The following is a 25,700-nucleotide window of genomic DNA, read 5'->3' on the forward strand; positions in this document are numbered from 1 at the left end:
TTTCAGCCCAAAGGGGACTGAGGTATTTGAGTCATAATGACTCAGACGCGTTCGGCCCCTTTGGGCTAATTTAATATTAAAATTTCTGACAATTCCCTTGTGATTTCGAAAGATTCCGATTATAATAGAAACTAAGAAACTGGATATAGTTTCCGGGTTTCTGTTTTCCACTTGTACTTCCTGTTTACAAACAAAAATATAAGAATAAGGAGACTGATCATGGAAAATAATCAAAGTCCGGTAGAAATAAGGGAACGTTTGTTGCATACGGCACTTTTAGCCTTCAACGAAAAAGGAGCGAAATTTACCCTAGAGGACATCAGCAGGACATTGAACATCAGTAAAAAAACGATTTATACGGTTTTTTCAGGAAAAAAGGAATTGATCGAGGAAATGATCGACGAGGGATTTCGAGAGGTAAAGGAAGAAGAGTCTTATATTGTGGCGGATACAAGACTAAACACCCTGGAGAAGATACGGAAAATGGTTATAGTTATCCCTGAGCGGTATCAGGCTATGGATTTTAGAAAATTCGCCACCCTTAAGGAAAGCTATCCGGAATTGTACCAAAGGATAGAAGAACAAATCGAAAGGGAATGGGATTTGACCATTGAACTCCTGGAAAAAGGAATGGAGGAAGGGGTTCTTCGAAGGTTTTCAATTCCTGTTTTTAAGATCATGATTGAAGCTACCATGGAACGGCTCCTTGAAAGAGATGAGCGGGAAGGGTTTGAGTATATGGAGGCCCTTGAAGAAATGATGGATATTGTTATAAAGGGTATAGAAACAAAGGGTGGAGAAAAGGAGGGGAAAGATTAATGATGAAACTTACCTTACGAGAGAAAACCTCCTACGGAATCGGAGCAGTCAGTAAGGATCTTGTATATTCTCTGGTTGCCGGTTTTCTTATGTATTATTACAATGCGGTGCTGGGGATTTCCGCCACCTTTATCGGAGTCCTGTTTATGGCGGCTCGGCTCTTTGATGCCTTTAATGATCCTATTATGGGCGTGATTATTGACAAGACAAAAACCCGCTTTGGAAAGTTTCGACCCTGGCTATTGATTGGAACCATAATTAACGCCGGGGTGCTGTACTTAATGTTTTCCATTCCCACCCACTTAACTGGAAACGAACTACTGATTTATGCCTCTATTGCCTATATTGTTTGGGGGATCACCTATACCATGATGGATATTCCCTATTGGTCCATGATCCCCTCTATCACCGAGCACGGAAAGGATCGGGAAAATCTTGCGGTGATTGCAAGGAGTTCTGCGGGGTTGGGTTTTGCCATTCCAGTGGCTCTTACCATGTTGTTGGTACCCATCCTAGGTGACGGAAACGAGCGGTTGGGATTCAGTCGTTTCTCCGCTATCATCGGAGTGGTATTTATTATAGGGATTATAATCACCAGCTTTAATGTAAAGGAAAAAGTAAAAGCCGGTCAGAAAAATCCTAAAGTTAAGGAGATGTTCCAAGCCTTGATACGAAATGATCAAGCCTTAGTGGTGGTGGTTGCCATTGTGGTTTTCAATGCATCGCTGTATCTGACCAATCAACTGGCTATTTATTTTTTTCGATTCGATATCGGGAATGCAGCCCTATTTGGGATTTTTGGAACCATCGGCGGGGCAGCCCAGATCGTCTCCATGCTGTTTATACCTCTACTGAGGAAAAAATTTAACGCAAAATCCCTTTTCATCGGAGGAATTTTTACCACCATTTTCGGTTACGGGATTCTGTTTATTTTGGGAACCCTGAATATTACCAACATCATCTTTTTAAGTATTGCGGCGGTAATTATTTTTATCGGCTTTGGTATTGCAACGGTACTGACAACCGTGTTCCTTGCCAATTCCGTGGATTATGGGGAATGGAAAAATCAGCATCGAACCGAGAGTGTGATCTTCTCTCTTCAGACCTTTGTAGTGAAGTTAGCCTCGGCATTTTCCGTCTTGATTGCAGGAGTAGGACTGGATCTTATCGGATTGGATGTGAATGCCCCTGTACAAACAGAAGCAACCTTACTGGGTCTTCGAATGCTTATGGTAGCGCTTCCTATGGTCGGTCTATTGATTTCCGTTCTGTTTTTCATGAAGTTTTACCGATTGTCCGAGGATAAACTGGATGAAATATCCGAAGATCTGAAAGTTCGTCGAGAGACGGAAAAAGCTGCAAAGGCAGGTGTTTATTGATGAATGAAAAAATGGTAAAAGAGTTTCAACGGATATTTAAAAATCTCCCAGAATATCAAAGCTTTGCTCCAGGACGGGTAAACCTAATCGGCGAACACACGGATTATACGGGAGGTTATGTCTTTCCCTTGGCACTGGATATCGGCACCTATGCTCTCGCTAGAAAGCGAAGGGACGGGAAATTTCGATTCTTTTCAATGAATGAACCGGAATCAGGAATCATCGAAGTGGATAAGGATTGGAGTTATCGGATAGAAGATGGCTGGGGAAATTATCCGAAAGGGCTGGTCCAAACCTTGGATAAAAAGGGATTTAAAAGAGATCGAGGATTGGACATTCTGTTTTGGGGGGATATCCCCAGGGGTGCTGGATTGTCCTCTTCGGCATCCATTGAACTTGCCACAGGGGTTATGATTGATAAAATATACGACTTTCGTATTCCCAGAGTTGAGCTTGTTACTTACTGTCGGGAGTCGGAGAATGTTTATGTGGGTGTTAACTGCGGTATTATGGATCAGTTTATCATCGGTATGGGAGAGAAAAATCACGGGCTACTACTGAATACCGGGAATTTAAGCTATGAACAGGTGCCCCTTCCTCTTAAAGATCACTCCATTTTGATTATCAATTCCATGGTTCGTCGTAGGCTATCGGATTCGGGATACAATCGTTGTATTGAAGATGCTAAAGCCGGTGAGAAAATCCTACAAGAACAGGGGATAAAATCTCTCGGAGAACTTACACCTAGGGATCGGCCTTTAGTAGAAAGATTGATCAAGCACCCTGGAATCTATCGTCGAGTGAAACACATTATCACGGAAAACCACCGGACACTGGAAGGGGTTGAGCTTCTTATAAAAGACGATGTTGTAGGGTTTGGAGCTTTAATGCTGCAAAGTCATGAATCCCTAAGAAGGGATTTTGAAGTTTCTATTCCACAGTTGGACACATTGGTTGAAGAATCCATGAATCTAGGCGCCGTGGGAGCCAGAATGACCGGCGCGGGATTTGGGGGCTGTATCGTAACAATCGTACCCAAGGGGAATGTGGCGATCTTCAAAAGGGAAATTGCTGAGAAGTACCGAAAGGCTTATGATCTTGATCCTGAGATTTACATTGTGAACAGTAGTAGCGGAGCTGTAGCGGATCGAATAACACGGGAGGTGGACAGTCAATGATTGAAGAAAGGATACTTGATTTAGCGGAATACGGAAGACAGAAAAGGTTTTTTCCCGAAGAGGATTTCGTGTTTGTGATTAACCGAATTTTAGAAGTGTTAAATATGGATACAATTGATATGGAAATAAAGAATCACAGGATCTACGATCAAGAACAGGATCTTCAAGAAATTTTAGGGGAAATTCTTGACTGGGCAGCAAAAGAGGGACTGATGGAAGAAGATACTCCCACCCATAGGGATTTATTGGATGGAAAGCTGATGGGAGCCCTTTTGCCGGGGCCATCCCAGGTGATTACCGAGTTTGAAGAAAACTATCAACTAAGTCCTACCAAAGCCACTGAGACGTATTATAAATTTTCCATTGATGCAAACTACATTCGCAAGGACCGCACGGATAAAAACAGGCACTGGGTTACCCCATCGGATTACGGGGATATGGAAATTACGATTAATCTATCGAAACCGGAGAAGGATCCGAAAACCATTGCCAAAGAGAAGGAATATCCGACATCGGGGTATCCTAAATGCCTACTTTGTAGAGAGAATGAGGGCTATGCCGGTCGAATCAATCATCCCGCCAGACAAAACCTTCGTTTGATTCCCCTGACATTAGATGGCGAACCATGGTTTTTACAATACTCCCCCTATCTTTATTATAACGAACACAGCGTGATTTTTTCCGAGGAACACCGTCCCATGGTAATCACGAAAGAGACCTTCCGACGGATGCTTCACTTTCTGGAGCAATTCCCCCATTATTTTATCGGGTCCAATGCGGACTTACCCATTGTGGGGGGGAGTATTCTTTCCCATGATCATTATCAAGGGGGGCGGCATGCTTTTCCCATGGAGAAAGCCCGGATAATTAAAAAATTTATGAATTTAACCCATGGAGAAGTGATCGCCTCCTGGATTCAATGGCCCCTGTCGGTGATCCGCCTTCACAGCCATAATCGGGAAGCCTTGGTAAACTGCGCAAATGAAATTTTCAAGGCCTGGAAGGTGTATGAGGACAAGGTACTGGATATATTTTCAGCAACGGATTCCACCCCTCACAACACCATAACCCCCATTGCTCGAAAGAGAGAAGGTCTCTACGAGCTGGATGTGGTTCTTCGAAACAACCGAACCTCCCAGTCGTATCCCGAGGGAGTATTCCATCCCCACAGGAAAGTACACGGCGTGAAAAAAGAAAATATTGGATTGATCGAAGTGATGGGCCTTGCCATTTTACCTCCCAGACTGGAAAAGGAGATGGAGTACATGGTAAAGCATTTGGAAGGAGAAAAACTGTCTTCAGAGGAAGAAGAACAAATCGGAAAACATCGTTCGTTGCTCCAAAATTTAGAAAGTCATTGGAATAAATTGTTGAAGGAGGAGGCTCCGGATCGCAGTCTTCTATTCAAATCTGTTGAAAACGCTATCGGTAAACGTTTTATAGAGGGCTTGGAGCATGCGGGAGTTTTTAAGGATACTTCCGAGGGACAGGAAGGATTTCTTCGGTTTATGACCATGTTAGGCTGGAAGGAAAGGGATCATCAATGAAAATACCGATGAATGATGGATGGGGATTTATAGAAGAATTTGATCGGGATCTTTTAAAAGCCGAGTTTGATCAAGAAAGTCTCCAACCTGTTCGCATTCCCCACACTGTGGCGGAAACCCCTTTCAACTGCTTTGATGAGTCCATATATCAAAAAGTGACAGGATACCGGAAAGTCATTCGTCCTGAGGATTCCTGGAGAGATAGAGCCTTGAACCTTACCTTTGAAGGAGCGGCTCATGCAGCCGAGGTCTATTTTAACGGGGAACTGATTACGACCCATTACGGTGGCTACACTGCCTTTACCGTTGACCTTGCCCCCTATATCCGATTTGGGAAGGAAAATATTCTCGTAGTGAAGCTGGATAGTCGAGAAAGTCTGAACATTCCTCCCTTTGGCTATGTTATCGACTTTCTAACCTATGGTGGGTTGTACCGTGAAGTTTATTTAGAGGTGCTCCCGAAAATCCATCTAAAGGATGTGTTTGTCCGTACCGAGGGCGTTCTGAAAGAGGAAAAGATCATGATTGCAGAGATGACCCTCACTGAATTTAAAGACGTTGAGGGTAATAAATCCGAAGGCCAGAACTCAGTTAAAGCTGTTTTTTCTCTGAGGCACCATAACACCCTGGAATCTCGGGAGTTGGGAAGGGCTATAATTGAAGAGGAAAAAAGCACCCATCGTTTCATCATAAAGGATGTCGAGCTTTGGGATATAGAAAACCCAAATCTTTACAGCCTGGAAATCCGCCTGGATAACCGGGAGGAAGCCTATGATTTTCCCTTTGGTTTCCGGGAGATGAAATTGGAACGGGAGGGCTTTTTTCTAAACGGCAGAAAGATCAAGATTCGCGGGCTTAACCGTCATCAATCCTATCCCTATGTGGGCTATGCCATGCCCAAATCCCCTCAGGTTTTGGATGCGGATATTCTTAAAGACGAGCTGGGCCTTAACGCAGTTCGGACTTCTCATTATCCTCAATCGAAACACTTTATTCAACGGTGCGACGAGATTGGGCTGCTGGTGTTTACGGAAATTCCGGGATGGCAGTATATCGGCGATGAGAAGTGGAAAGAAATCGCCTTACAGCAAGTGGAGGAGATGGTGATCCAGTACCGGAACCATCCTGGAATTTTTATTTGGGGGGTCAGGATTAATGAATCTCCGGACCAGCATGAATTTTATAAAGAAGCCAACAAGATTGCTCGAGTGTTGGATCCCACAAGGGGTACCGGGGGGGTCCGATATATAAAAAACAGTGAACTATTGGAAGATGTTTATACCTATAACGACTTTTCCCACGAGGGTAACAACTCGGGAATTGAAAAAAAGCATAAGGTAACATCCCGTAAAAAGGCTCCTTATATGGTAACGGAGTATAACGGGCATATGTACCCCACAAAGGCTTTTGACGATGAACCCCATCGACGGGCTCATGCCTTGAGACACGCTAAGGTCCTCAATGACATCTATAAGGAACAGGACGTGCTGGGAGGATTCGGATGGTCTATGTTCGACTATAACACCCATAAGGATTTCGGCAGTGGGGACCGCATCTGCTACCATGGAGTCATGGATTTTTATCGAAACAAAAAATTGGCGGCGGAGGTTTATGCTTCCCAGCAGGAAAAAGAACCGGTGCTGGCCTTGAGTTCAAGTATGGAAGTAGGAGAATACCCCGGAAGTATTCGGGGGGATCTGTACGTCTTTACCAATGGTGACGAAGTACGCCTCTATAAGAATGATCGATTTATAAAGGGTTTTACTCAAGAGCAAAGCCCCTATCCGAATCTTCCAAAGGGGCCCATTTTGATTGATGATGTGTTGGGAGACCGACTGGAGGAGGAATCCCGGTTTTCCCCGGGAAAACGAGAAGATCTGAAAAAGGCTTTACTTGCTGTGGCAAAACACGGACCGAATCATCTTCCTCTTTCGGTGAAGCTTGTGGCATTAAAACTGATGCTCCGTCATAGGATGTCCATAGAGGAAATCGGAAAATACTACACTCAATACATCGGTGATTGGGGGCAAGAGGCCACCTCCTACTCCCTGGAAGCTTTAAGGGAAGGAAGAGTCATTGCCCGGATTGAAAAAAAGACCATGAAATCCGTGGATTTATCGATAAAAAGGGACCGGAAAAATCTTGTGGAGGAGGAAACCTATGATGTGGCTACCCTGAGAATTCAGGCGGTCAGTGAAAGCGGAAACCTTCTTTCTTATCTCGCAGAGCCTCTGATCGTTGAAACAGAAGGGCCTATAGAGGTTATCGGTCCTAAGGTGTTAACCCTTCGGGGAGGCATGACGGGAACTTATATTAAATCCCTGGGAAAACCGGGATCGGGGAAAGTCACGATTCGACTGGATCATCGTGTGAAAAAAACTTTGGACTTTACCGTTGAAGTTATGAAAAGAGAAGAGGGGATGAGAATTTTATGATTTCCTGTGACAACAATTTATTCACCCTGAAAACCCAAAATACGGCTTATCTTTTTTATCGCACTCCTTCGGGACATCTCGAACATTTTCATTACGGAGAGTCCATTGATTTAGAAACCCCCGAGGCATTCATGCAAAAAAATGAGCATTTGCCCGGAAATGCTATAGGCTACGGTATGGAGCCAGATGCCGAAGGAAAAGACTTAGCTGGAAAACCCAATGCCGAAAAATTAAATGGCCCTGGGGAAGAGGTTGCTTCATTGAACTTGGAAAACCTTTCCTTGGAGATGAGTACCCTGGGAAAAGGAGATATTAGAGAACCTTTAATAAGACTGAGGCAGGAAGACGGCAGTGAAACTTCCGACTTTTTATACCAAGAGCACGAAATATATAAAGGAAAAAAAGATTATGAGGGTCTTCCCAGTTCCCAGGGAAAAAAAGAGGAGGTACAGACCCTTGTGATAGTATTAAAGGATCGAAACAGCGATGTGGTGCTTAAACTTTTATACCATGTATATGAAGCTGTGGACGTGATTACAAGAAGTAGTCGCTTCGTTAATGCCGGACAATCCAAAGTTCGGCTGGACCGATTGTTGAGCACTCAAGTGGATTTTCAGAACCATCACTATAATATGGTAACCTTTACCGGGGCCTGGGCTCGGGAAATGGAGAAAAAAGTGCAGCCCTGTGAAGGGGGAAAACTTATAAGCAGTACCCTCGCTGGGGTATCCAGCAACCGTGCCAATCCTTTTTTTATGATTGCTGCAAAAGAGTCTACCGAGGAATACGGGGACTGTTACGGCTTTAATCTTGTTTATAGCGGGAATCACTACAGTGTGGCAGAGGTCAGTGCCTATGGAAAACTTCGGGTGGCAACGGGAATAAATCCCGAAGATTTTTCTTTAGAGCTTAATCCAGGAGAGGAGTTTCAAAGCCCCGAAGCGGTAATGACTTATGCAAAGAATGGGTTTAACGGACTTAGCCAAAACATGCATAACTTCATCCGTCGCCATATCGTGCGGGGCACCTGGCAGTGGAAAGAAAGACCGGTGCTCTTTAACAGCTGGGAGGCCGCTTATTTTAAAATCAATGAAAAAAAACTTTTGCAACTGGGGAAAAAAGCGAAAAAGGTGGGCATTGAGCTCTTCGTTCTAGATGATGGATGGTTCGGCAAACGGAACAATGACCAAAGCTCTTTAGGAGATTGGCAGGTGAATAAAAAGAAGCTTCCCCGAGGATTAAAGAGACTTTCCGAGAAGATCAATGAAATGGGCATGGATTTTGGCATTTGGGTAGAGCCGGAGATGATCAGTAAAGACAGCGATTGTTATCGGAGACATCCGGACTGGGCGGTGAAGATTCCGGGGAAACCCCATGCCCAGGGACGGAATCAAATGATTCTCGACCTTACCAATAAAGAAGTACAGCAGTATCTTATTGATTCCATGAGAAGGGTGTTCTCCGATGGAAATATACGTTATGTGAAATGGGATATGAATCGGATTTTTTCCGATGTTTATTCTCCAACTTTAGAAAAGGAGAAGAGGGAAAGCTTTTCCCATCGCTATATTTTAGGTCTCTACCACGTACTGGAAACCTTGGTTGGAGAGTTTCCCCACATTCTGTTTGAGGGATGCGCCTCGGGGGGAAACCGTTTTGACCTCGGGATCCTTTCCTATATGCCCCAAATCTGGGCCAGTGACAATACCGATGCCATTAGCCGTTTAAGCATTCAGGAAGGCTACAGTTATGGATATCCCCTGTCTGTTTTGGGTGCCCATGTATCCGACTGTCCTAACCACCAAACCCTACGGAAAGTGCCGGAAAAAACTCGATACCATGTGGCTTGTTACGGTGTTTTAGGGTATGAATGTAACCTAGGAGATGCATCAAAGGAACGGCTAGGGGAGATTCAAGAGGAAATCGCCCTGTATAAAAAGTGGCGAAGGGTATATCAGTTCGGAGACTTTTATCGGATCTCTCGAAGAAATCTGAAAAGCTGGATGGTTGTCTCTAAGAACAAGAAAAAAGGGGTGGGGAGTCTCTTTCAAATCCTGGCAGAAGCCAATCGCCCGGATCTTCTCTTTCGGGGAAAGGGGTTATTGCCTGATGAAATCTATCATTTTTACAATATTCCCATGAGTCATAACCTGAAGGTCTTTGGAGACCTGATCAATACCGCATCTCCCGTGCATATTAAGGACGGATCCCTACCTCAGGATGTAATCGCGAAGTTTTACAAACTGAAAGGGGAAGAGGAGGATTACCGTATTCGGGGCAGTGCCCTTTGTCGTCGGGGAATTTCCTTAAAACAGGGTTTTATCGGTACAGGATTTAATGAACAGGTGCGTTTGTTTCAGGACTTTGCTTCCAGGACCTATTATATGGAGGCGGAGGAGAAAAGCGAGAACTGATAAACCAGTGGAAACAAAGCAGTGTAATTAAAGTACTATTTGAAAAGGAGGGTTTATATGGCAGTATTAGTGACGGGAGGCGCAGGGTATATCGGAAGTCACACAGTGCAATATCTACAGGATAGGGATGAGGAAATCATAGTGGTGGATAACCTTCAAAGCGGCTATCATGATGCTGTAAAGGTTAAAGCATTCTATTCCATTGATCTTCGCAATGAGCAGGAACTAGACCGGGTATTTAAAGAACACCACATCAGCGGAGTAATTCATTTTGCCGCTAATTCCCTTGTGGGAGAAAGTATGGAAAAACCCTATGAATACTATCATAATAATGTGTTCGGTATGATGACCCTCTTAAAGGTCATGAAGGATCACGGTACAAACAAGATTGTTTTCTCTTCCACAGCGGCAACCTATGGGGAGCCTAAGGAATCTCCCATTACTGAAAACTTTCCCCTAAATCCAACCAATCCCTACGGCGAAACCAAGCTTGCCATGGAAAAAATGATGAAATGGTTTGACCGGGGCTATGGTATTCGCTATGTTTCCCTCAGGTATTTTAATGCGGCGGGTGCTCATTACAGCGGACTCATCGGTGAGGCTCATGAACCGGAAACCCATTTAATTCCTCTAATTCTTCAAGTCCCTCTGGGGAAACGGAAAAAAGTTTACATCTTTGGGGATGACTATGACACTAAGGACGGAACCTGTATCCGGGATTATATTCATGTGATGGACCTGGCTTCAGCCCATGGAAAGGCCATGGATTACCTTAGAAAGGGGAATCCTTCGGAAGTTTTTAATCTGGGTAATGGAAAAGGATATTCGGTAAAAGAGGTTATCAACACTGCCCGGGTAATTACGGATCATTGGATTCCTGCAGAAGTGGAACAGCGAAGACCGGGGGACCCGGCCGTACTGGTGGCCTCTTCAAGAAAAGCCAAGGAAATCCTAGGTTGGAACCCACGGTATGAAGAACTTGGAACCATTATCGAGGATGCTTGGCGTTGGCATAAAAACAACCCCGATGGATATTAGTACAAAGGATAAGGAAAGTAACTCAAAGGAGAAATATTATGAGCAGAATCGTGAAGGAAGAACTCATCTTTGAAAAAGAGAAAAACTTGAAACGTTATCGTATAGAGAATTTTGGAGATCTATCGATTAGTATTCTCGATTATGGCCTGACGATTGAATCCCTGAAATACAAAGGGATTAATCGGGTTCTGACATTAAAAAATCCCCAAGATTATTTTACAAATAAACACTTTATTGGATCTACTATCGGAAGAGTTGCGGGACGTTTATCTAAAGGGCTGATCGATATTGATGGTCGGAAACACCCCTTGGATCAAAACGCGGGAGCGCATTGTCTTCATGGAGGTTTTCAAGGACTCTCTCATAAAAAGTGGAAGTATTGCGGGAGTTACCCGGTTAGTGTCGGGGAAGGCGAAGAGGAATTATCCCTGGAGTTTTCAACGACCAGTAAAGATGGGGAGGGAGGATTCCCGGGGAACCTGAATATAAAGGCACGGTTTAGTATTTGTAAAAAAGGAAAACTGACGATGGAATATTTCGCAAAAACCGATAAAAAAACACCGATCACGATAACGAACCATAGCTACTTTAATCTAAATAAAGAACCAATGAGGACCATAGAGAATCATTATTTAATAATCAATAGTAGGGAATACTTACAGTTGAAGGAAGATAAAATACCAAAGGTTTTTCGAGGTGTTGAGGGCACACTTTTCGATTTTCGCGATAAAAGGAATCTGGGAGAGGCCATACAGCAATTAAAGAAAAGTGGTGAAGAAGGAATGGATCACCCCTTTATTTTTCATCAAGAAGAAAAAAAACTTCAGTTGTTATGTCATCTGAGCAACACCCGGTTAGCCATAAATACGACAGAACCTTGTGTAATAGTCTATTCCGGAAACCTTCTTAGTCAGGATATTCAATTTAAAGAGCAGGGTCCTGGTAAACCCTTTCAAGGGGTCTGCTTGGAAACCCAATGGTATCCCAATGCTCTTAACACGGATTTTCTGCCCAAAAATTTTATTAGTCCCCAGGAAGGGTATTATAGTAAAACGGAATATGAATTTCAACAGATAGAGTAGTTTATTTAGCGCTAAGGATAATAAACAAAAAAATGGAAGCGTATGGTTATGACGTAACGAAAACTTCCGTCTTTTTGTGCTGTTTCTCAGCTATTGAACTCGACAAGACTTACATTTATACTATAAGAAAGGAAAAATGCCGGATTAGTTACGAAAGGTTTAATGGAGGGGACTATGAAAGAGAAACTGATCACAGAAGAAATGAAATGGCTAAAAGAGTGCTATATTGCTCATAGAGGATATCATTGTCCTATAAGTGCGCCGGAAAACTCTATGGGAGCTTTTTCCAGAGCCGTGGATGAGGGTTTTGCCATCGAGCTTGACATCCAATTCACAAAAGATCAAGAAGTGGTGGTATTTCATGACGGTCATTTAGAGAGAATGACAGGGTATGCTAAAAAAGTAAGGGACTGTACATGGGATGAAATCCGATCCCTCACTTTGTTGAATTCAAAGGAGAAAATCCCTCTCTTAAAGGACGTATTAGAGTACATTGACGGCAGGGTCCCTTTATTGAGTGAAATCAAAAATCGAAGAAGAGTTGGCAGGCCGGAAAGAAAGACCAATGAACTATTACAGGATTACGAAGGGAAATTTGCGATTCAATCCTTTAATCCCTATTCCGTTGGATGGTTTAAAGAGCATTCTCCGAGAATCATCCGGGGACAAATCTCCGGAAGCTTTAAAAAGAAACAACTAACCCTGTATAAAAAATTCCTACTGAATCATTTACTACTGAACCATGTAAGTAATCCTCATTTTATCAATTATGACATCAGATACTTGTCCAATCTTCCCATGCGAATACGAAAGATGAAAGGGAGCATCATTCTGGGCCACACCGCAAAGAACTCAAAAGAGTATAAGAATACACTGGAAGAAATCACAAATGTGGTGTTTGAAGGGTTCAATCCTAAAAAGATGACAGCGGGACGGAGAAATTGTCATCTCTAACTAAGAAAAGCATAATGAAGTACTGCAAACTTTTGAACTATAGAGAAGTTCTTAGCCACCCCCATTTTATTATTAATGGAAAAGGGATCGGATTTTCATATTTTCATCTATCATGATCTTACGGAAATATATCTTGGGCAGAGAAGTGTGTTATAATGGAAAATAGTGTTTTAATTGATCCTATGTATAGTATCTTTAACACCAAATTATATTCTGATTAGAGAAGAAAGAGATGATAAATCATGGAATCACAATTTACGGATTATGAGTTAAGTAGTGAAATTTTAAAGGCGGTAAGCCTACTAAATTTCGAGAGTCCGACAAAGGTTCAGGAGTTGGTGATCCCGGCGACACTAAAGGAAAGGGACATCATCGTAAAATCCCAAACCGGAAGCGGAAAGACCGCAGCTTATGGCATTCCCATTTGTGAGTTGGTGGACTGGGGTGAAAACAAACCCCAGGCATTAATCATGGTTCCCACCAGAGAACTTGCTATGCAGGCCAAGGAAGATCTTTTCAATATCGGCAGGTTTAAGCGGGTCAAGGTATCGGCGATTTTCGGTCAGTCTCCCTTTAACAGTCAAAGGAAAGAGCTTCGGGAGAAAACCCATATCGTAGTTGGAACTCCAGGACGAATTATTGACCATCTGACAAGGGGCACTTTTGATTTATCAATGGTAAAATACCTTGTAATCGATGAAGCTGATGAAATGCTGAACATGGGATTTATCGAAGATATCGAGACTATTATATCCGGTGTGTCAAAGGGGCGGGTTACCCAGTTGTTGTCAGCGACGATGCCCGAAAGAATCGAGACATTGGCAAGTGAATATATGAAAGATCCTATTATTACCAAGATCGAAGAGGAAAATACAGCGGTGGATCGGATCATCCAGGAAAAATATGAGGTTGGCCAAAGAGACAAGAAAAAACTCTTAAGGGATATCACTGTCGTGGAAAATCCGGACAGTTGTATCATATTTTGCAATACCCAGCAAAGTGTGGATGAGGTTTACGAGGAGTTGTATGAGCTGGGATATACCTGCAGTGAAATTCATGGGGGAATCGAACAGGACGACAGGTTGCGAATCATGAAGGATTTTAAAAAAGGAGCCTTTCGATACCTTGTGGCTACCGATGTTGCAGCTCGCGGCATTGATATTGAGGATATTTCCCTTGTGATTAATTTTGATGTTCCCCGGGAAAAAGAAAGTTATATACACAGGATTGGTCGTACGGGAAGGGTGAGCAAAGAAGGAAAAGCGATCACCTTTGTTACCGAATATGAAAGCCGGTACCTGCGGGCCATCGAACAGGAAATAGACAGGAAAATTCCTTTCAAAGAGGGACCGGGAGCGGAAAAAGTGGAAAACTCTGAAGAAGAGTTTGCTCAAAAGATCAAAAACCCACCGGAAGAGAAGGAAAGCAAAGGAGATCCCTTAAGCAAGGAAATACTAAAACTCCATATAAATGCAGGAAAAAAGACTAAAATGCGACCAGTAGATATTGTTGGTACCCTTTGCAGCATTGAGGGAATGACTGCAGGGGATATCGGAATCATCAATGTGCTTGATGTGTCCACCTTTGTAGAAATACTGAACAATAAGGGAGAGCTGGTCCTTGAGGAATTACAAAACCGTCCCATTAAGGGAAGACTTCGTAAGGTCAGCAAAGCCGAGAGATAGGACGGACATATTTTCGGGGAATCCTGGATCCTGATGCAGAAGCCGCTCGGGAGCTTAAACCTTGCGCCGGTACTCAGTTTGATCCTGAAATTGTCGAAACATTTGTGAATAAGGTATTGAGACTAAAATGAAGCAAAGAGGATGAAGGTATTCGGTACATCATGTACCGAACGCCTTCATCCTCTTTTTTTCATCCTGCCAGGTCTTATTGCGAGGGCAGGTCTCGGTCCTCACCTAATAAATCCACTTTTTCTTAATATTATGGGTGCTGACCATAAACAGGGCCAGGGAGTATCCGATCAGCACTAAAAGACTGATCCATATACTAATGGAACCGTCGGCATTAATGGAAAACCTCAGCATATCCGCTCCGTAAGTTAAGGGAAGGATATAGGACAGGGGTTGCAGGAATGTTGGCAGACTTGCGATGGGAATAAACAGCCCGCAAAGAAACATCATGGGGAATCGAAAAAAGTTGGAAAATGTTTGAGCTTCAAAAACCTCGCTAACGGAAACGGCGATAAAGAGTCCGAGAAAAGTGGAGGTGATGGCGATTAAAACGACGCCGGCAATGGCGACGAACCAATTGATACCGGACAGATCAATGATAAAGGAAGCAAAAAGCACGGGAACAAAAGCATTAACAATACCGAAAAAAATGGCGCCGGTGGTTTTCGCAAGCATCAATAGATTTAGACTGATCGGTGCCAACAGTAAGCGTTCAAAGGAACGGCTTTTCCGCTCGAAGGTTATGGTAACCGCAAGCATAGATGTGGTTCCAAATAGAATGGACAGAGCCATAACCCCGGGAAGAATTCCACGAACATCCATTTCACCGCCGGAACGCATAAAAAACATTAAGGTCCAAGAAACGGGAAATATTATTCCCCAACTGATGTTGGGCGGTTTTAAGTAGTAATTTCTCATGTCTTTCATTAAGATGCTCCAAAAGGCCATTGTTTTATTCATCGCTTTTGTCCCTCCTGTTCTTTTTTCAGTTTATTAATCTCGATCCCGGTTATTTTTACAAACACTTCCTCTAAAGAGGGGTGGATGATTTTCGCTTCACTAATTTTGATATTCAACCCTTCAAAAAACTGCATAAAAGGCATAAGTTCTATGGAAAAAGGAGAGCTGATACGTATACAGTTTTTGGACTGGGACAGAATTGAAATATCAGGAAAAGTGCTGAGGAGCTGATCTTTGAGATCCAAGTTGTTTTTATCCGTTCGAAACTCCACAATATTGTCTTGCTGAGCATCTCTCATTAACTTTTCCACTTTGCTTACCTTAATGACATTTCCGGTTACTATAAATCCAATTCTGTGACAAAGTCTCTCCGCATCTTCAATGTAATGGGTGGTTAAAAAAATTGTAGTGCCTTTTTGATTGAGCTCTTTAATCATTCTTCGAATTTGTCGTGCACTCTCCACATCAATACCCGTGGTAGGCTCATCAAGAAAGAGAATTTCAGGGGAATGAATGATGCCGGCGGCGATGGTAAGTTTTCGCTTCATACCTTTGGAGTAGGCTTTGAATGGACGATCCCCCGTATCATCTAAGGAAAATTGTTTTAATAGTTCCGTTGCTCGTTTCTCCCGGAGACTCTTTTTCATACCATACAAGGAGGCACAAAAAACAAGATTGTCAAAGCCGCTCATATCGTCATATAGATTACTCTCATCGGGAACAATACCGATAACCTGCTGTACCTTTTTAATACCATCAATCCCGTTTTCTCCGGCAATAGTTATTTCTCCCGAAGATGGTTTTGCAAGGCCGGTCAGCATATTGATGGTGGTAGTTTTACCCGCACCGTTAGGACCAAGGAATCCGAAGACTTCCCCTTTTTCAACGGTAAAGTTGATGCCTTTCACCGCTTGAAAATTATCATAACTTTTACTAAGATTTTTCACTTCTATGATGTTCAAGTCATTACCCTCCTTGATTAATTGAAAGAAACAGAATTCCTTTTGAAATTCTGTTTCTTTCAAAATAGAATCCTATGCATTTTTCTCGTCTTCTTCATTACAAGGATGTTTGGAATCCTTGCCATGACATTTTTCGATTAGTTCTTCACTGCATTTCCCATCTTTTGGCTTTCGCTCAGGATGTTCACAGTTTTTCTTATCCATTTTGTTTCACCTCCTTTCGAGAGCAGGAGTGACTACTCCCTCGGGATTTTGAACATTCCATGGGGAGTTTTTCCAGATTCCCTAAGGCTGTAAGTTCCGATGCCGCACTCTTTAACAACTCCCGGTCTACGGAGTAGTGGGTATAGTAGCCTTTTCTTTCTCCCTTTACCACGCCGGCATTTCTAAGAACTTTTAAGTGCTGGGATACGGCAGACTCAGACAATCCCAATCTTTTTGCCAACGCACCAACACAGTAGTTATGTTGTAGAAGAGACGCCACGATATGGTATCGGTTCTGGTCCCCCAAAGCTCGCATAATTGCGACAAATTTATCCAAAATAATCATCTCCTGTTTGATTAAGTGTTTTCTGATTTAAATCATAATATACTTAAATGGATTTGTCAAATGTTAAACGTAAAATAAGTCAAGAGGGAGAAGCGCCAAATAATAAACCGTAAACTCCGCCTTAAGACGGAGAATAAAGAAGTCCTGGGGCGGTTCTTAATAAGTTCGGATTACGGTAGTATTGAAGTGAAAATATAGAGTTGTTGAAGAATTAATTGTTCACAGTGTACAGTAGGAGGAGCGCTGATGGGAAAAAGTGTATTAGTGAAAGTCAGGAATAATATAGCGATTTTAACGATAATTTGTAGCCTTGCAATGCTATTTTTGTATATTGTTGGATATTTTACGACCCTGCACCCCGATGCATACCGGGATCTGGTTCGAAGTATTCTTTTGGGGTACGGAATTTATCTTGCAATATTCAGCTTATACAACGGAGTTTATGGGAAGTTATCCGTCCGGGTTAAGGGAACAGGAAGCAATAGAGTACGCAGCAAAACAGTTGGAAAAATAAAAGAAAGTCCCTCGGAGGCGATCTGTATAATTTTTATGATAATCACATTCCTGAACAGCCTAATGATGCTGACGGGATTCGATACACCTAAGGAAGGTACCTATGCCTAAGATCATATGAAGACGCGGCTGGTGATCATCGCTGGCATCATTACGATCTTCATGTGGAAGGATGTGCTGCAGCGCAAGAAAAATTTCAATTTTCAAAATATATTCAGGAATTTTTACAACAAAGCTTATCAATCGATCTTTCGCTTCACTGCAAAAATATTTACCCTAATCACAGTAATATACTGCACGTTAATCATTGCCCTTCAAAGCATCATTGATCCTGATGGCGGACTGTTTTTTTACCAATCCTTGCTGGGAATTTTACTCTTTGTGTCGATAACAATGATAGTGTTTCGCTTTAGCAGAAGGGCTTAAGTCGGAAAAGAATTTGATTCGAGGAGGAAGGATAAAATGAACTCAAAAATTATCTACTTTACCAAAACCGGTCATTCGCGAAAAATTGCAAAGCGTCTGGAAAAAGATTTACAGGTAGAAGCCCTGGATGTAAAAGAAAATCCAAAGCTCGAAAACGTGGATTTGCTCTTTGTGATAGGGGGCATTTACGGAGGGAAAAGTGATCCGATGTTATTGACCTATGTTGAAAACCTGGATCAAGGAGTTGCAAAAAAGGCGGTACTGATGACTTCCAGCACCGGTATGAAAAATACTCAGGATCAGGTGCGCCAGATCTTGGTGAGCAAAGGGATTAAAGTGTCGAAGGATGAGTTTATTTGTAAAGGTAGCTTCCTCTGGATTTTTGCAAAGGGTTATCCCAACGAAGAGGACCTTTCTAATGCGGTGGATTTTGGGAAAAGACAGTTGGAAGAGTAAGTTCAAGTGGATCAAAGAATGAACCAAAGGGTAAACCAAAGGGTAAACCAAAGGGGACGGAGGTGTTCGGTACATCATGTACCGAACACCTCCGTCCCCTTTGGTTCTATATCTAGTGCGTAGCATCTTTTTTAAGAATAAAAGTGTCATTATTCTGAAGTACTATTTCCTCGGTTCTTTCCAAGGATGTTCTTATTCGATCCCTAAGGTCTTCCGATTGAATATCAAAGTCTTCAAAATTATCGATGGTCTCCGCCACAGGGAGGACTTCATATCCAAAACCGCTTCCTTCATTATAGCGATGAACCCATAGCGGGGTGTATTCTACGGAGGTTCTTTCAATCTCTTCACTTAAGGAGCTCTTTTCAAAGGTAGCGTGGACCATTAAACCGTCCTCCGTGTACTCCGCATTGGAAGTGTAGTTTCTTAAAGTCTCCTCTCTCTGGTTGGAAATCAAGTTTCCCATGGAATACACCACCAAGGTTTCGTGGCCGTCATTTTCTATAATATCCATGGGCTGGACCACATGGGGATGGCTACCGAAAATCACATCAACGCCAAGCTCCGATAATTTATTGGCTAATTGGGTTTGATAACCGCTGGGTTCTCGCTGATATTCATTTCCCCAATGAAGAAAAAACACAATAATGTCGGCACCGTCTTTTTTCATAGCCTCTATAATTTCTTCCATTTCCTTAATATCCTCTTCCTGGTAGTGGTCATGAAAGGTATTCATCAAGGGCTGGATATGTGGTGGTACGGGAATACCGTTTAGGGAGATACTTTCTCCCATTTTTTCAGTTTCATAGGTATATCCAGTCATACCGACTTTTATATTTTCCACTTCTTCAATGGTATACCGTTTCTCGGATTCATCGCTGCGGGTACCTATGGCCGTAAGCCCCTGATCGTCTAAAACCTCCAGGGTTCTGAAGAAGCCTTGTTCACCGGTATCATAGGTGTGGTTGTTGATCGTGCTGATAAACTGAAAACCCGCATCCCTTAGAGCTTCTCCCAGGGCATCGGGAGTGTTAAACATAGGGAAACTGGAATACCCCCGCTCCGGTCCTGCAAAGGTGGTTTCCAGGTTAGCCATATTGATATCGCTTTGATCTAAGTAAGGCTTCAGATGCAAAAAGTTGTTATGAAAATCATAGGCATCCTCCCCTGCATCGTACTGGGCGTCCAATTGACTTTGGTGAACCATCACATCACCGACGGCGGATATGGTAACCTCTGTGAACTCTTCAACTTCTTGAACTTCTTCCGACTCTTCCGAGTCTTGATTTTCCTGATCCTCCAGGCTGTCTTCTCCGACGTTGTTATTCTGTTCATTTAGTTCTCCGTTTTCTTGATTGGGTTCCGGGGCATCTGATTGTTGAATATTGCATCCAGTAATCAAAAAAACTCCAATTAATAATATTATCAGCAAGGAAATAATTTTTTTGTTAAACAATTTCATCTTCCTTTCACGAGTGTTTTAACTTCAAGGATTAAGAAAACCCGATACTAAGATTCTGGGGTTCTATGATCCGCTGATTCAGTAGTGGTTTTAAAATTTAGCAGACTGCAATATTTTATTGGACTTGACCAAAATACTCTTCCATGGTTAAACCCGTTTCGTAAAGCTCTGTTGCAAGCTCCTCTCCTACATAACGTATGTGCCATGGTTCGTAGATATATCCTGTAATTTCTTCTTTCTCTTTGGGGTACCGAATAATATAACCGTGTAAGTGGGCATTTTCTTCAACCCACTTGCCTTCCTCGGTGCTACCAAAGTCTGAAGATAACCCACCGTCTACACTGTCAGCGGTAATATCCATGGCAAGTCCCGTTTGATGTTCACTTTGTCCCGGTTTTGCGCTGAAGGTTCTTGCCTCTTCATAACCGTGATTGTTTACAAAGTTGATAAAAATGTTTTCCTGGGCTTCGTAACTTCGGAACCCGGTTCTACCCAATAGAGTGAGACCTTCCTCTGAAGCGTGATCGAATAAATCCTCTAAGGCTTCAGCGGCTTCAATGCGCATATAGCGGTAATTGGATACTTCTGCCCAAGGGACATCCGGTTGAACTAAATCTTCGGGATGGAAGTCCGGGGTTAAGGCGATCTCTTTATTTACAATGGCTTCAATATCCTCAGGATTTGGAAGAATGACCATTTCCTCTTCCATTTCTCCGCTTCCCCAGGTCATCGTCTCGATTTCTTCCTCCGATAAAAAAGCTTGGTGGATATATGCCGAGGTGTCTTCGGTTTCTAGCCGGATCCATCCATTGGCTACGATCCCCGAAGCTTCCACTGGTTCTTTCGCATCAATCTTGCCAAGAACCTCCGCCTCATAGATAGGCTCTTCACGATAAGGAACCGATATAAGAGTGTACATGGTTTCATTGATTTCTTCAATGCCCAGCTCCTCGGCTAAGGTTTCCGGTTCGGTGGGCTCTGTTTCTCCCTTATCTTCACTATCCCCATCAATGGGATCGGTGGTTTCTCCATCTTCTTCAACTTCTCCCGTGTCGCCGTTGTCCTCAGAGTCATTGTCTACTGAATCAATATTGCATCCTGTAATTACAAGGGAGAGGGCCATTAGAAGTACTAATATCAGAATTTTATTATTAAAAACTTTTCCTTGTTTGTTCATGATCTTACTTATTTTGGGGGTATTGCTCTGATTGGTGTTGGTCATTTTGAACTCCTTTCAAATACTTTATAAGCACTGGATTTGAAACTTCCTGTCATTCCTGTTTCTGGATTAATTTTAACACTTGCCATTTTCCTTTGCAATAAATTGTTTTATTTATACAATTTCTCTAAAGGCAATAAGATAGGGTTTATGAACCATTGCTTCAAAAGAAAGGGGCGGTGGTCCAAAGAAATCGACATCCTTGGAGGCAACACGGACTTTTGTACCTTTTTTATCTCTATAACAGAAGGCTTAGTTGGAAACTGAGATAAATCCAAGGATTACATAAGAAATAGAAAAGGTAGTCTTTAAGAATGTATGGTCCAAGGCGAAAAATTATGTTTGAGAAGAACTGTTCAGTTCCTTAGTGGTGAATTGCCTCCGTCTTTTTTGAGCTATTTGGGCTAAATCTTAGATATTTCTAGCATCTTTTCGCTCTTTTTAGTATAATAGGTCCATAAAGGAAGGTGACATAATGTTAGCAGAAATGATTTTCGCCTTAGTAAATCGATTAGGACTGATCATCATCTTAGCGGTGATCATCTCTAAAATAGGAATATTTAAACGCTTGATTATAAAACGAAATGCCAGTAAAAAGGACAAACTGATCCTTGCAGTGGTATTCGGAGTTATCGGCATCCTTGGAACCTACTCCAGTGTACCGGTTAACGGAGCCCTTGCCAACACCCGGGTGGTGGGCGTCATGGTGGGCGCTCTGCTGGGAGGGCCTCTGGTGGGGCTTGGAGCCGCCATTATCGCTGGAGGCCATCGTTTTCTAATTGATATCGGAGGCTTTACTGCGATTGCCTGTGGGATTTCCACCATCGTGGAAGGACTGATGGGAGGATATTTTTACTATTATCTTCGAAATAAAAAGCAGAAATGGAAATACGCACTGTTTTTCGGAATGCTTGCGGAAATAGCTCAGATGGGTATTATTTTACTGATTGCACGACCCTTTGCTGATGCTCTGGCCTTGGTGCAGATCATCCTGGTGCCCATGGTATTCGTCAATTCCATCGGGATTGCTCTTTTTGTAGGAATCCTTGAGAATATCTATAATGAACAGGAACGAATTGCTGCGGGTCAGGCAGAAAAAGCCTTAAAAATTGCCAACCTTACTTTACCCTATCTTCGAAAGGGACTGAAGGAGGATGTAGCAAATAAGGTCGTGGAAATCATCTATCAGGATGTGGATATTGCTGCGGTCTCCATTACCGATGGAGAAAAAATTCTTGCTCATATCGGAAAAGGAGGGGACCACCATAAAACCGGAGAACCAGTGCGAACAAGAGCCACTATGGAAGTTCTTGCCGATGGCAAGCATCGAATTATTCGGAAAAAAGGTGGAATCTACTGTAGTCATGATAACTGTCCATTAAAGGCCGCTGTGGTGGTTCCTTTAAAGGAGCAGGATATAACAGTGGGAACACTGAAACTATACCGGGAGACAGAGCACAGCATTACCCATTTGGATGAAAAACTGGCCCTGGGGCTTGCTCAGCTGTTCTCCACCCAAATTGAAGTCAGCCGGGTGGAAGCCCAGGAAAAGCTCCTGGTAGATGCGGAGCTACGGGCCCTGCAGGCTCAGATCAATCCCCATTTTCTTTTCAATGCCATCAACACGATCCAATCCTTCATGCTCTTTGACGGCAAACGGGCCAAGGGTCTATTAAACTCCCTGGCGGTGCTCTTTCGAAAAAGCCTTTCCACCCAAGGAGAACTCGTGGACTTTGACCAGGAAATCTCTCATATTCAGTCCTATTTGGAAATTGAAGAGGCAAGGTTCGGAGACCGACTGAAAGTGGAGTACGATCTTCATACCGGCGACGGGGTAAGGGTTCCGCCGTTAATTTTGCAACCGATTGTGGAAAATGCCGTGGTTCATGGTATTCTTCCTAAATCGGATGGGGGAATTGTGAAAATCTCCTCGTTGATCAGAAATGAAGATTATCTGGTTCGAATTGAAGATAACGGCACAGGCATCTCAACGACAAGAATTCCTGAACTGTTGAAGGAAAACCCAAGGGAAGGACAGCGAACCTCCGTAGGATTGATCAATATCCACAAACGCTTAACCACTCTATATGGAGAAGATTACGGAATGAAAATTCAAAGTTCCAAAGGAAAAGGAACCCAAGTGGAAGTTCGCTTCCCACTGGGAGCATAATAGCCATAAACATATTATATAAGGAGGCGGAGTATGGAAATTTTAATCGTGGACGATGAAATGCCAGCGCGGAAACAGCTTCGCGCCCTTCTTCAGGATTATAATAGCATCGAGTTGTCCATAGAAGAAGCGAAAAGCGGTGAGGAAGCCCTAAATTTTTTGAAGGGAAGAACCTTCGACGTGGTGTTTTTGGATATTCAGCTACAGGATATGACGGGTTTGGAAATTGCAGAAGAGATGGTATTGAGAAAATATCCTTCGAAAATCGTATTCGTTACTGCCTTCGACGAATATGCCTTAAAAGCCTTTGACTACGCCGCTGTTGATTATTTATTGAAGCCCATCGATGATCAAAGGTTTGAAAAGACCTTACTACGGATCGAAAAAGAATACCGGGAAAAGGGGAAAAAAGCTCTGGAAAACCCGATTTCCTCGGTACAGCGTCTGTTAAAGGAACATCTTCAAGAAAAACATCAGTCTAAAAAACTGACATTGGAGCGAGAGGACCGGTTGTATGTTTTGGATATTGAAGAAGTCATTTATATTGAAACTGAAGAAGGGAATACGAAAGTGGTAACCAGTAAAGGGGATTTTTCTTCTAACTTTACGTTGACGGAGTGGGAAACTAAATTACCGGATCCTCCTTTTTTTCGAATCCATCGAAGCTTTCTTGTGAACTTGGAAAAGATTGAGGAAGTGGTTTACTGGTTTAACAACTCACTGCAGATAAAAGTGAAGGAGAGACCGGATAATCTGATTCCAGTGAGTCGAAGCAGAAGCAAGAGCTTTAAGAAAAAGATGAATATCCAGAATTAGGATACGGTTTAGCTGACAATAGTGACCGTTTATCTGTAAAAGTAAACCGCTTAACAATTAATCAAATATTCAGCAAGACTTCCTTGTATAATGGACTTAATCAAAAACTATTATATGAGGAGGTTTTTTTTATGGCATTATTATTTATTTCTATAGTCGTATTGGTTTTCGGATATGTGCTGTACGGTAAATTTGTGGAAAAAGTATTCGGTATCAAGGAGGAGCGGGAAACTCCTGCGGTGGAAATGGCTGATGGGGTGGATTTTATTGAAATGCCTTGGTACAAACTATATTTGATTCAATTTTTAAACATTGCAGGGCTTGGACCAATCTATGGAGCGGTGGCAGGTGCTCTCTGGGGACCTCAAGCTTTTATCTGGATTGTCCTTGGGAGCATTTTTGCAGGAGGCGTCCATGACTACTTTTCGGGGATGTTATCTATAAGAAACGGCGGATCCAGTATTGCCGAAGTTGTGGGTAAATATTTAGGGGGCGGCGCCAAACAGTTTATGAGAGGCTTCTCTGTTGTTCTATTAGTGTTGGTGGGTACCGTATTTATGACAGGGCCCTCCATGCTTCTTGGTAATTTGAACTTTTTAGGAATTGGCTCCACTCAAGTGTGGTTGGGAATTGTTTTAGCCTATTATTTTCTGGCGACGATTTTACCGGTGGATAAGATTATCGGAAAGATTTATCCCGTATTCGGCGCGGTACTGATTATTATGGCGTTGGGAATTGCAGCGATGCTGCTGGTAGGAGGGTATCAATTACCACCTCTTACTGCAGAGAATATTCATCCCGGTGATCTTTCCGTATGGCCATTATTATTCATTACGATTGCCTGTGGAGCCATCAGTGGATTCCATGCAACTCAGTCGCCCTTAATGGCACGGTGTTGCGGTAAGGAAAGTGAAGGGCGAAGGGTATTTTACGGATCTATGATTTCCGAAGGGATCATTGCTTTGGTATGGGCAGCGGCGGCTATGAGCTTCTTTTACGGAACTGACGGACTTTCAGGAGCCCTGGATGCCGGTGGTCCCGGAGCCGTAGTCTATGATGTTTCCACATCCTTAATGGGTGTTGTTGGCGGACTGTTAGCTATGCTCGGCGTTATTGCCTGTCCCATTACTTCGGGAGACACCGCTTTTCGAAGCGCTCGCTTGGCCGTTGCTGATTTTTTAAAGAGTGATCAAAAAGTGTTGAAAAAGAGACTTATAGTAGCGCTACCTCTTTTCGTGATCGGATTCTCTTTAAGTTTGATCGATTTTGATATTATTTGGAGATACTTTGCCTGGTCGAACCAAACCTTAGCTACAGTAGTGCTTTGGGCTTCAGCGGCGTACCTGGTGCAAAATCAGAAGTTTCATTGGATTGCAACGGTTCCGGCAACCTTTATGACTGCAGTGATTGTCACCTATATTTTACAAGCACCGGAAGGCTTTCAGTTGGCAACTTCTATTTCCTATCCAATTGGAATTATTGCCGCTATCCTCACCTTTGGGTGGTTTATGTTAAAGGGGCAAAAACATAAGGTGAAAGAAGTTTTAGAAGGATAATAAGATGAACCAAAGGGGACGTGAACCAAAGGGGACGGGGGTGTTCGGTACATATCATGTACCGAACACC

The 25,700-nt window shown here is 42.8% G+C and carries 21 protein-coding genes; 15 read left to right on the plus strand and 6 right to left on the minus strand.

What is annotated here, in order from left to right; translation table 11 throughout:
- Nucleotides 1-219: 219 nt before the first annotated feature.
- The 10 genes from ISALK_RS01320 (at nucleotide 220) to ISALK_RS01365 (ending at nucleotide 14,531) form a co-directional block, all read left to right on the plus strand.
- Entirely contained in the window at nucleotides 220-819 is a 600-nt protein-coding gene (locus ISALK_RS01320) for a TetR/AcrR family transcriptional regulator (RefSeq protein WP_160718430.1), read from the plus strand.
- A complete protein-coding gene (locus ISALK_RS01325; RefSeq protein ID WP_306770674.1) occupies nucleotides 819-2,198 on the plus strand; it encodes a glycoside-pentoside-hexuronide (GPH):cation symporter in 1,380 nt (459 codons plus the stop codon). Before ISALK_RS01320 ends, ISALK_RS01325 begins: the two co-directional genes overlap by 1 nt.
- Entirely contained in the window at nucleotides 2,198-3,376 is a 1,179-nt protein-coding gene (locus ISALK_RS01330; RefSeq protein ID WP_160718431.1) for a galactokinase, read from the plus strand. The genes ISALK_RS01325 and ISALK_RS01330 overlap by 1 nt, the downstream gene beginning before the upstream one ends.
- Nucleotides 3,373-4,923 (plus strand): UDP-glucose--hexose-1-phosphate uridylyltransferase, encoded by a 1,551-nt coding sequence (locus ISALK_RS01335; RefSeq protein ID WP_160718432.1) that lies wholly within the window; start codon nucleotides 3,373-3,375, stop codon nucleotides 4,921-4,923. Before ISALK_RS01330 ends, ISALK_RS01335 begins: the two co-directional genes overlap by 4 nt.
- Nucleotides 4,920-7,358, plus strand: a complete 2,439-nt coding sequence (locus tag ISALK_RS01340) for a glycoside hydrolase family 2 protein (protein ID WP_160718433.1) — start codon at nucleotides 4,920-4,922, stop codon at nucleotides 7,356-7,358. Before ISALK_RS01335 ends, ISALK_RS01340 begins: the two co-directional genes overlap by 4 nt.
- Nucleotides 7,355-9,772, plus strand: a complete 2,418-nt coding sequence (locus tag ISALK_RS01345; protein WP_160718434.1) for an alpha-galactosidase — start codon at nucleotides 7,355-7,357, stop codon at nucleotides 9,770-9,772. Before ISALK_RS01340 ends, ISALK_RS01345 begins: the two co-directional genes overlap by 4 nt.
- 57 nt (nucleotides 9,773-9,829) lie before the next feature.
- Nucleotides 9,830-10,810, plus strand: a complete 981-nt coding sequence (galE, locus tag ISALK_RS01350) for a UDP-glucose 4-epimerase GalE (protein WP_160718435.1) — start codon at nucleotides 9,830-9,832, stop codon at nucleotides 10,808-10,810.
- A 38-nt stretch (nucleotides 10,811-10,848) separates the two neighbouring features.
- Nucleotides 10,849-11,892, plus strand: coding sequence for an aldose epimerase family protein (locus ISALK_RS01355; RefSeq protein WP_160718436.1), 1,044 nt, complete (start codon nucleotides 10,849-10,851; stop codon nucleotides 11,890-11,892).
- A 174-nt stretch (nucleotides 11,893-12,066) separates the two neighbouring features.
- The gene (locus ISALK_RS01360; protein ID WP_201756810.1) at nucleotides 12,067-12,846 is read left to right on the plus strand and encodes a glycerophosphodiester phosphodiesterase family protein; all 780 of its coding nucleotides are present in this window, start codon (nucleotides 12,067-12,069) and stop codon (nucleotides 12,844-12,846) included.
- 242 nt (nucleotides 12,847-13,088) lie between these two features.
- On the plus strand, nucleotides 13,089-14,531 hold the full coding sequence (locus ISALK_RS01365) for a DEAD/DEAH box helicase (RefSeq protein WP_201756811.1): 1,443 nt from the start codon (nucleotides 13,089-13,091) through the stop codon (nucleotides 14,529-14,531).
- Nucleotides 14,532-14,765: 234 nt separating this feature from the next.
- On the opposite strand, the gene ISALK_RS01370 is transcribed toward ISALK_RS01365, so the two are convergent.
- From ISALK_RS01370 to ISALK_RS01380, 4 genes are all read right to left on the minus strand, one after another.
- Nucleotides 14,766-15,500 carry an ABC transporter permease gene (locus ISALK_RS01370; RefSeq protein ID WP_160718437.1) on the minus strand — a complete coding sequence of 245 codons (735 nt, stop codon included), beginning with the start codon at nucleotides 15,498-15,500 and terminating at the stop codon, nucleotides 14,766-14,768.
- Nucleotides 15,497-16,462, minus strand: a complete 966-nt coding sequence (locus ISALK_RS01375; protein WP_160718438.1) for an ABC transporter ATP-binding protein — start codon at nucleotides 16,460-16,462, stop codon at nucleotides 15,497-15,499. Before ISALK_RS01375 ends, ISALK_RS01370 begins: the two co-directional genes overlap by 4 nt.
- A 72-nt stretch (nucleotides 16,463-16,534) precedes the next feature.
- The gene (locus ISALK_RS15265) at nucleotides 16,535-16,666 is read right to left on the minus strand and encodes a hypothetical protein (RefSeq protein WP_306770675.1); all 132 of its coding nucleotides are present in this window, start codon (nucleotides 16,664-16,666) and stop codon (nucleotides 16,535-16,537) included.
- Nucleotides 16,659-17,003, minus strand: coding sequence for an ArsR/SmtB family transcription factor (locus tag ISALK_RS01380; protein ID WP_236660217.1), 345 nt, complete (start codon nucleotides 17,001-17,003; stop codon nucleotides 16,659-16,661). The genes ISALK_RS15265 and ISALK_RS01380 overlap by 8 nt, the downstream gene beginning before the upstream one ends.
- Before the next feature lie 255 nt (nucleotides 17,004-17,258).
- Here ISALK_RS01380 and ISALK_RS01385 point away from each other — a divergent pair, with 255 nt between their 5' ends.
- Nucleotides 17,259-17,636, plus strand: coding sequence for a DUF6608 family protein (locus ISALK_RS01385; RefSeq protein WP_160718440.1), 378 nt, complete (start codon nucleotides 17,259-17,261; stop codon nucleotides 17,634-17,636).
- A 351-nt stretch (nucleotides 17,637-17,987) separates the two neighbouring features.
- Nucleotides 17,988-18,407 (plus strand): flavodoxin domain-containing protein, encoded by a 420-nt coding sequence (locus ISALK_RS01390; protein ID WP_160718441.1) that lies wholly within the window; start codon nucleotides 17,988-17,990, stop codon nucleotides 18,405-18,407.
- A 112-nt stretch (nucleotides 18,408-18,519) separates the two neighbouring features.
- Here ISALK_RS01390 and ISALK_RS01395 read toward each other — a convergent pair whose 3' ends face one another.
- Nucleotides 18,520-19,863, minus strand: coding sequence for a CapA family protein (locus ISALK_RS01395; RefSeq protein WP_160718442.1), 1,344 nt, complete (start codon nucleotides 19,861-19,863; stop codon nucleotides 18,520-18,522).
- Nucleotides 19,864-19,984: 121 nt separating this feature from the next.
- Nucleotides 19,985-21,091, minus strand: coding sequence for a D-alanyl-D-alanine carboxypeptidase family protein (locus ISALK_RS01400; RefSeq protein WP_160718443.1), 1,107 nt, complete (start codon nucleotides 21,089-21,091; stop codon nucleotides 19,985-19,987).
- Nucleotides 21,092-21,563: 472 nt separating this feature from the next.
- On the opposite strand from ISALK_RS01400, the gene ISALK_RS01405 reads away from it, so the two are divergent.
- The 3 genes from ISALK_RS01405 (at nucleotide 21,564) to ISALK_RS01415 (ending at nucleotide 25,630) form a co-directional block, all read left to right on the plus strand.
- Entirely contained in the window at nucleotides 21,564-23,258 is a 1,695-nt protein-coding gene (locus tag ISALK_RS01405; RefSeq protein ID WP_160718444.1) for a sensor histidine kinase, read from the plus strand.
- 33 nt (nucleotides 23,259-23,291) lie between these two features.
- Nucleotides 23,292-24,074, plus strand: coding sequence for a LytR/AlgR family response regulator transcription factor (locus ISALK_RS01410; RefSeq protein ID WP_160718445.1), 783 nt, complete (start codon nucleotides 23,292-23,294; stop codon nucleotides 24,072-24,074).
- Nucleotides 24,075-24,205: 131 nt separating this feature from the next.
- Nucleotides 24,206-25,630 (plus strand): carbon starvation CstA family protein, encoded by a 1,425-nt coding sequence (locus tag ISALK_RS01415; protein ID WP_160718446.1) that lies wholly within the window; start codon nucleotides 24,206-24,208, stop codon nucleotides 25,628-25,630.
- The last annotated feature ends 70 nt before the right edge of the window (nucleotides 25,631-25,700 follow it).

The sequence above is a fragment of the Isachenkonia alkalipeptolytica genome, from assembly GCF_009910325.1.
In the GTDB taxonomy this organism is placed as follows: Bacteria; Bacillota; Clostridia; order Peptostreptococcales; family T1SED10-28; genus Isachenkonia; species Isachenkonia alkalipeptolytica.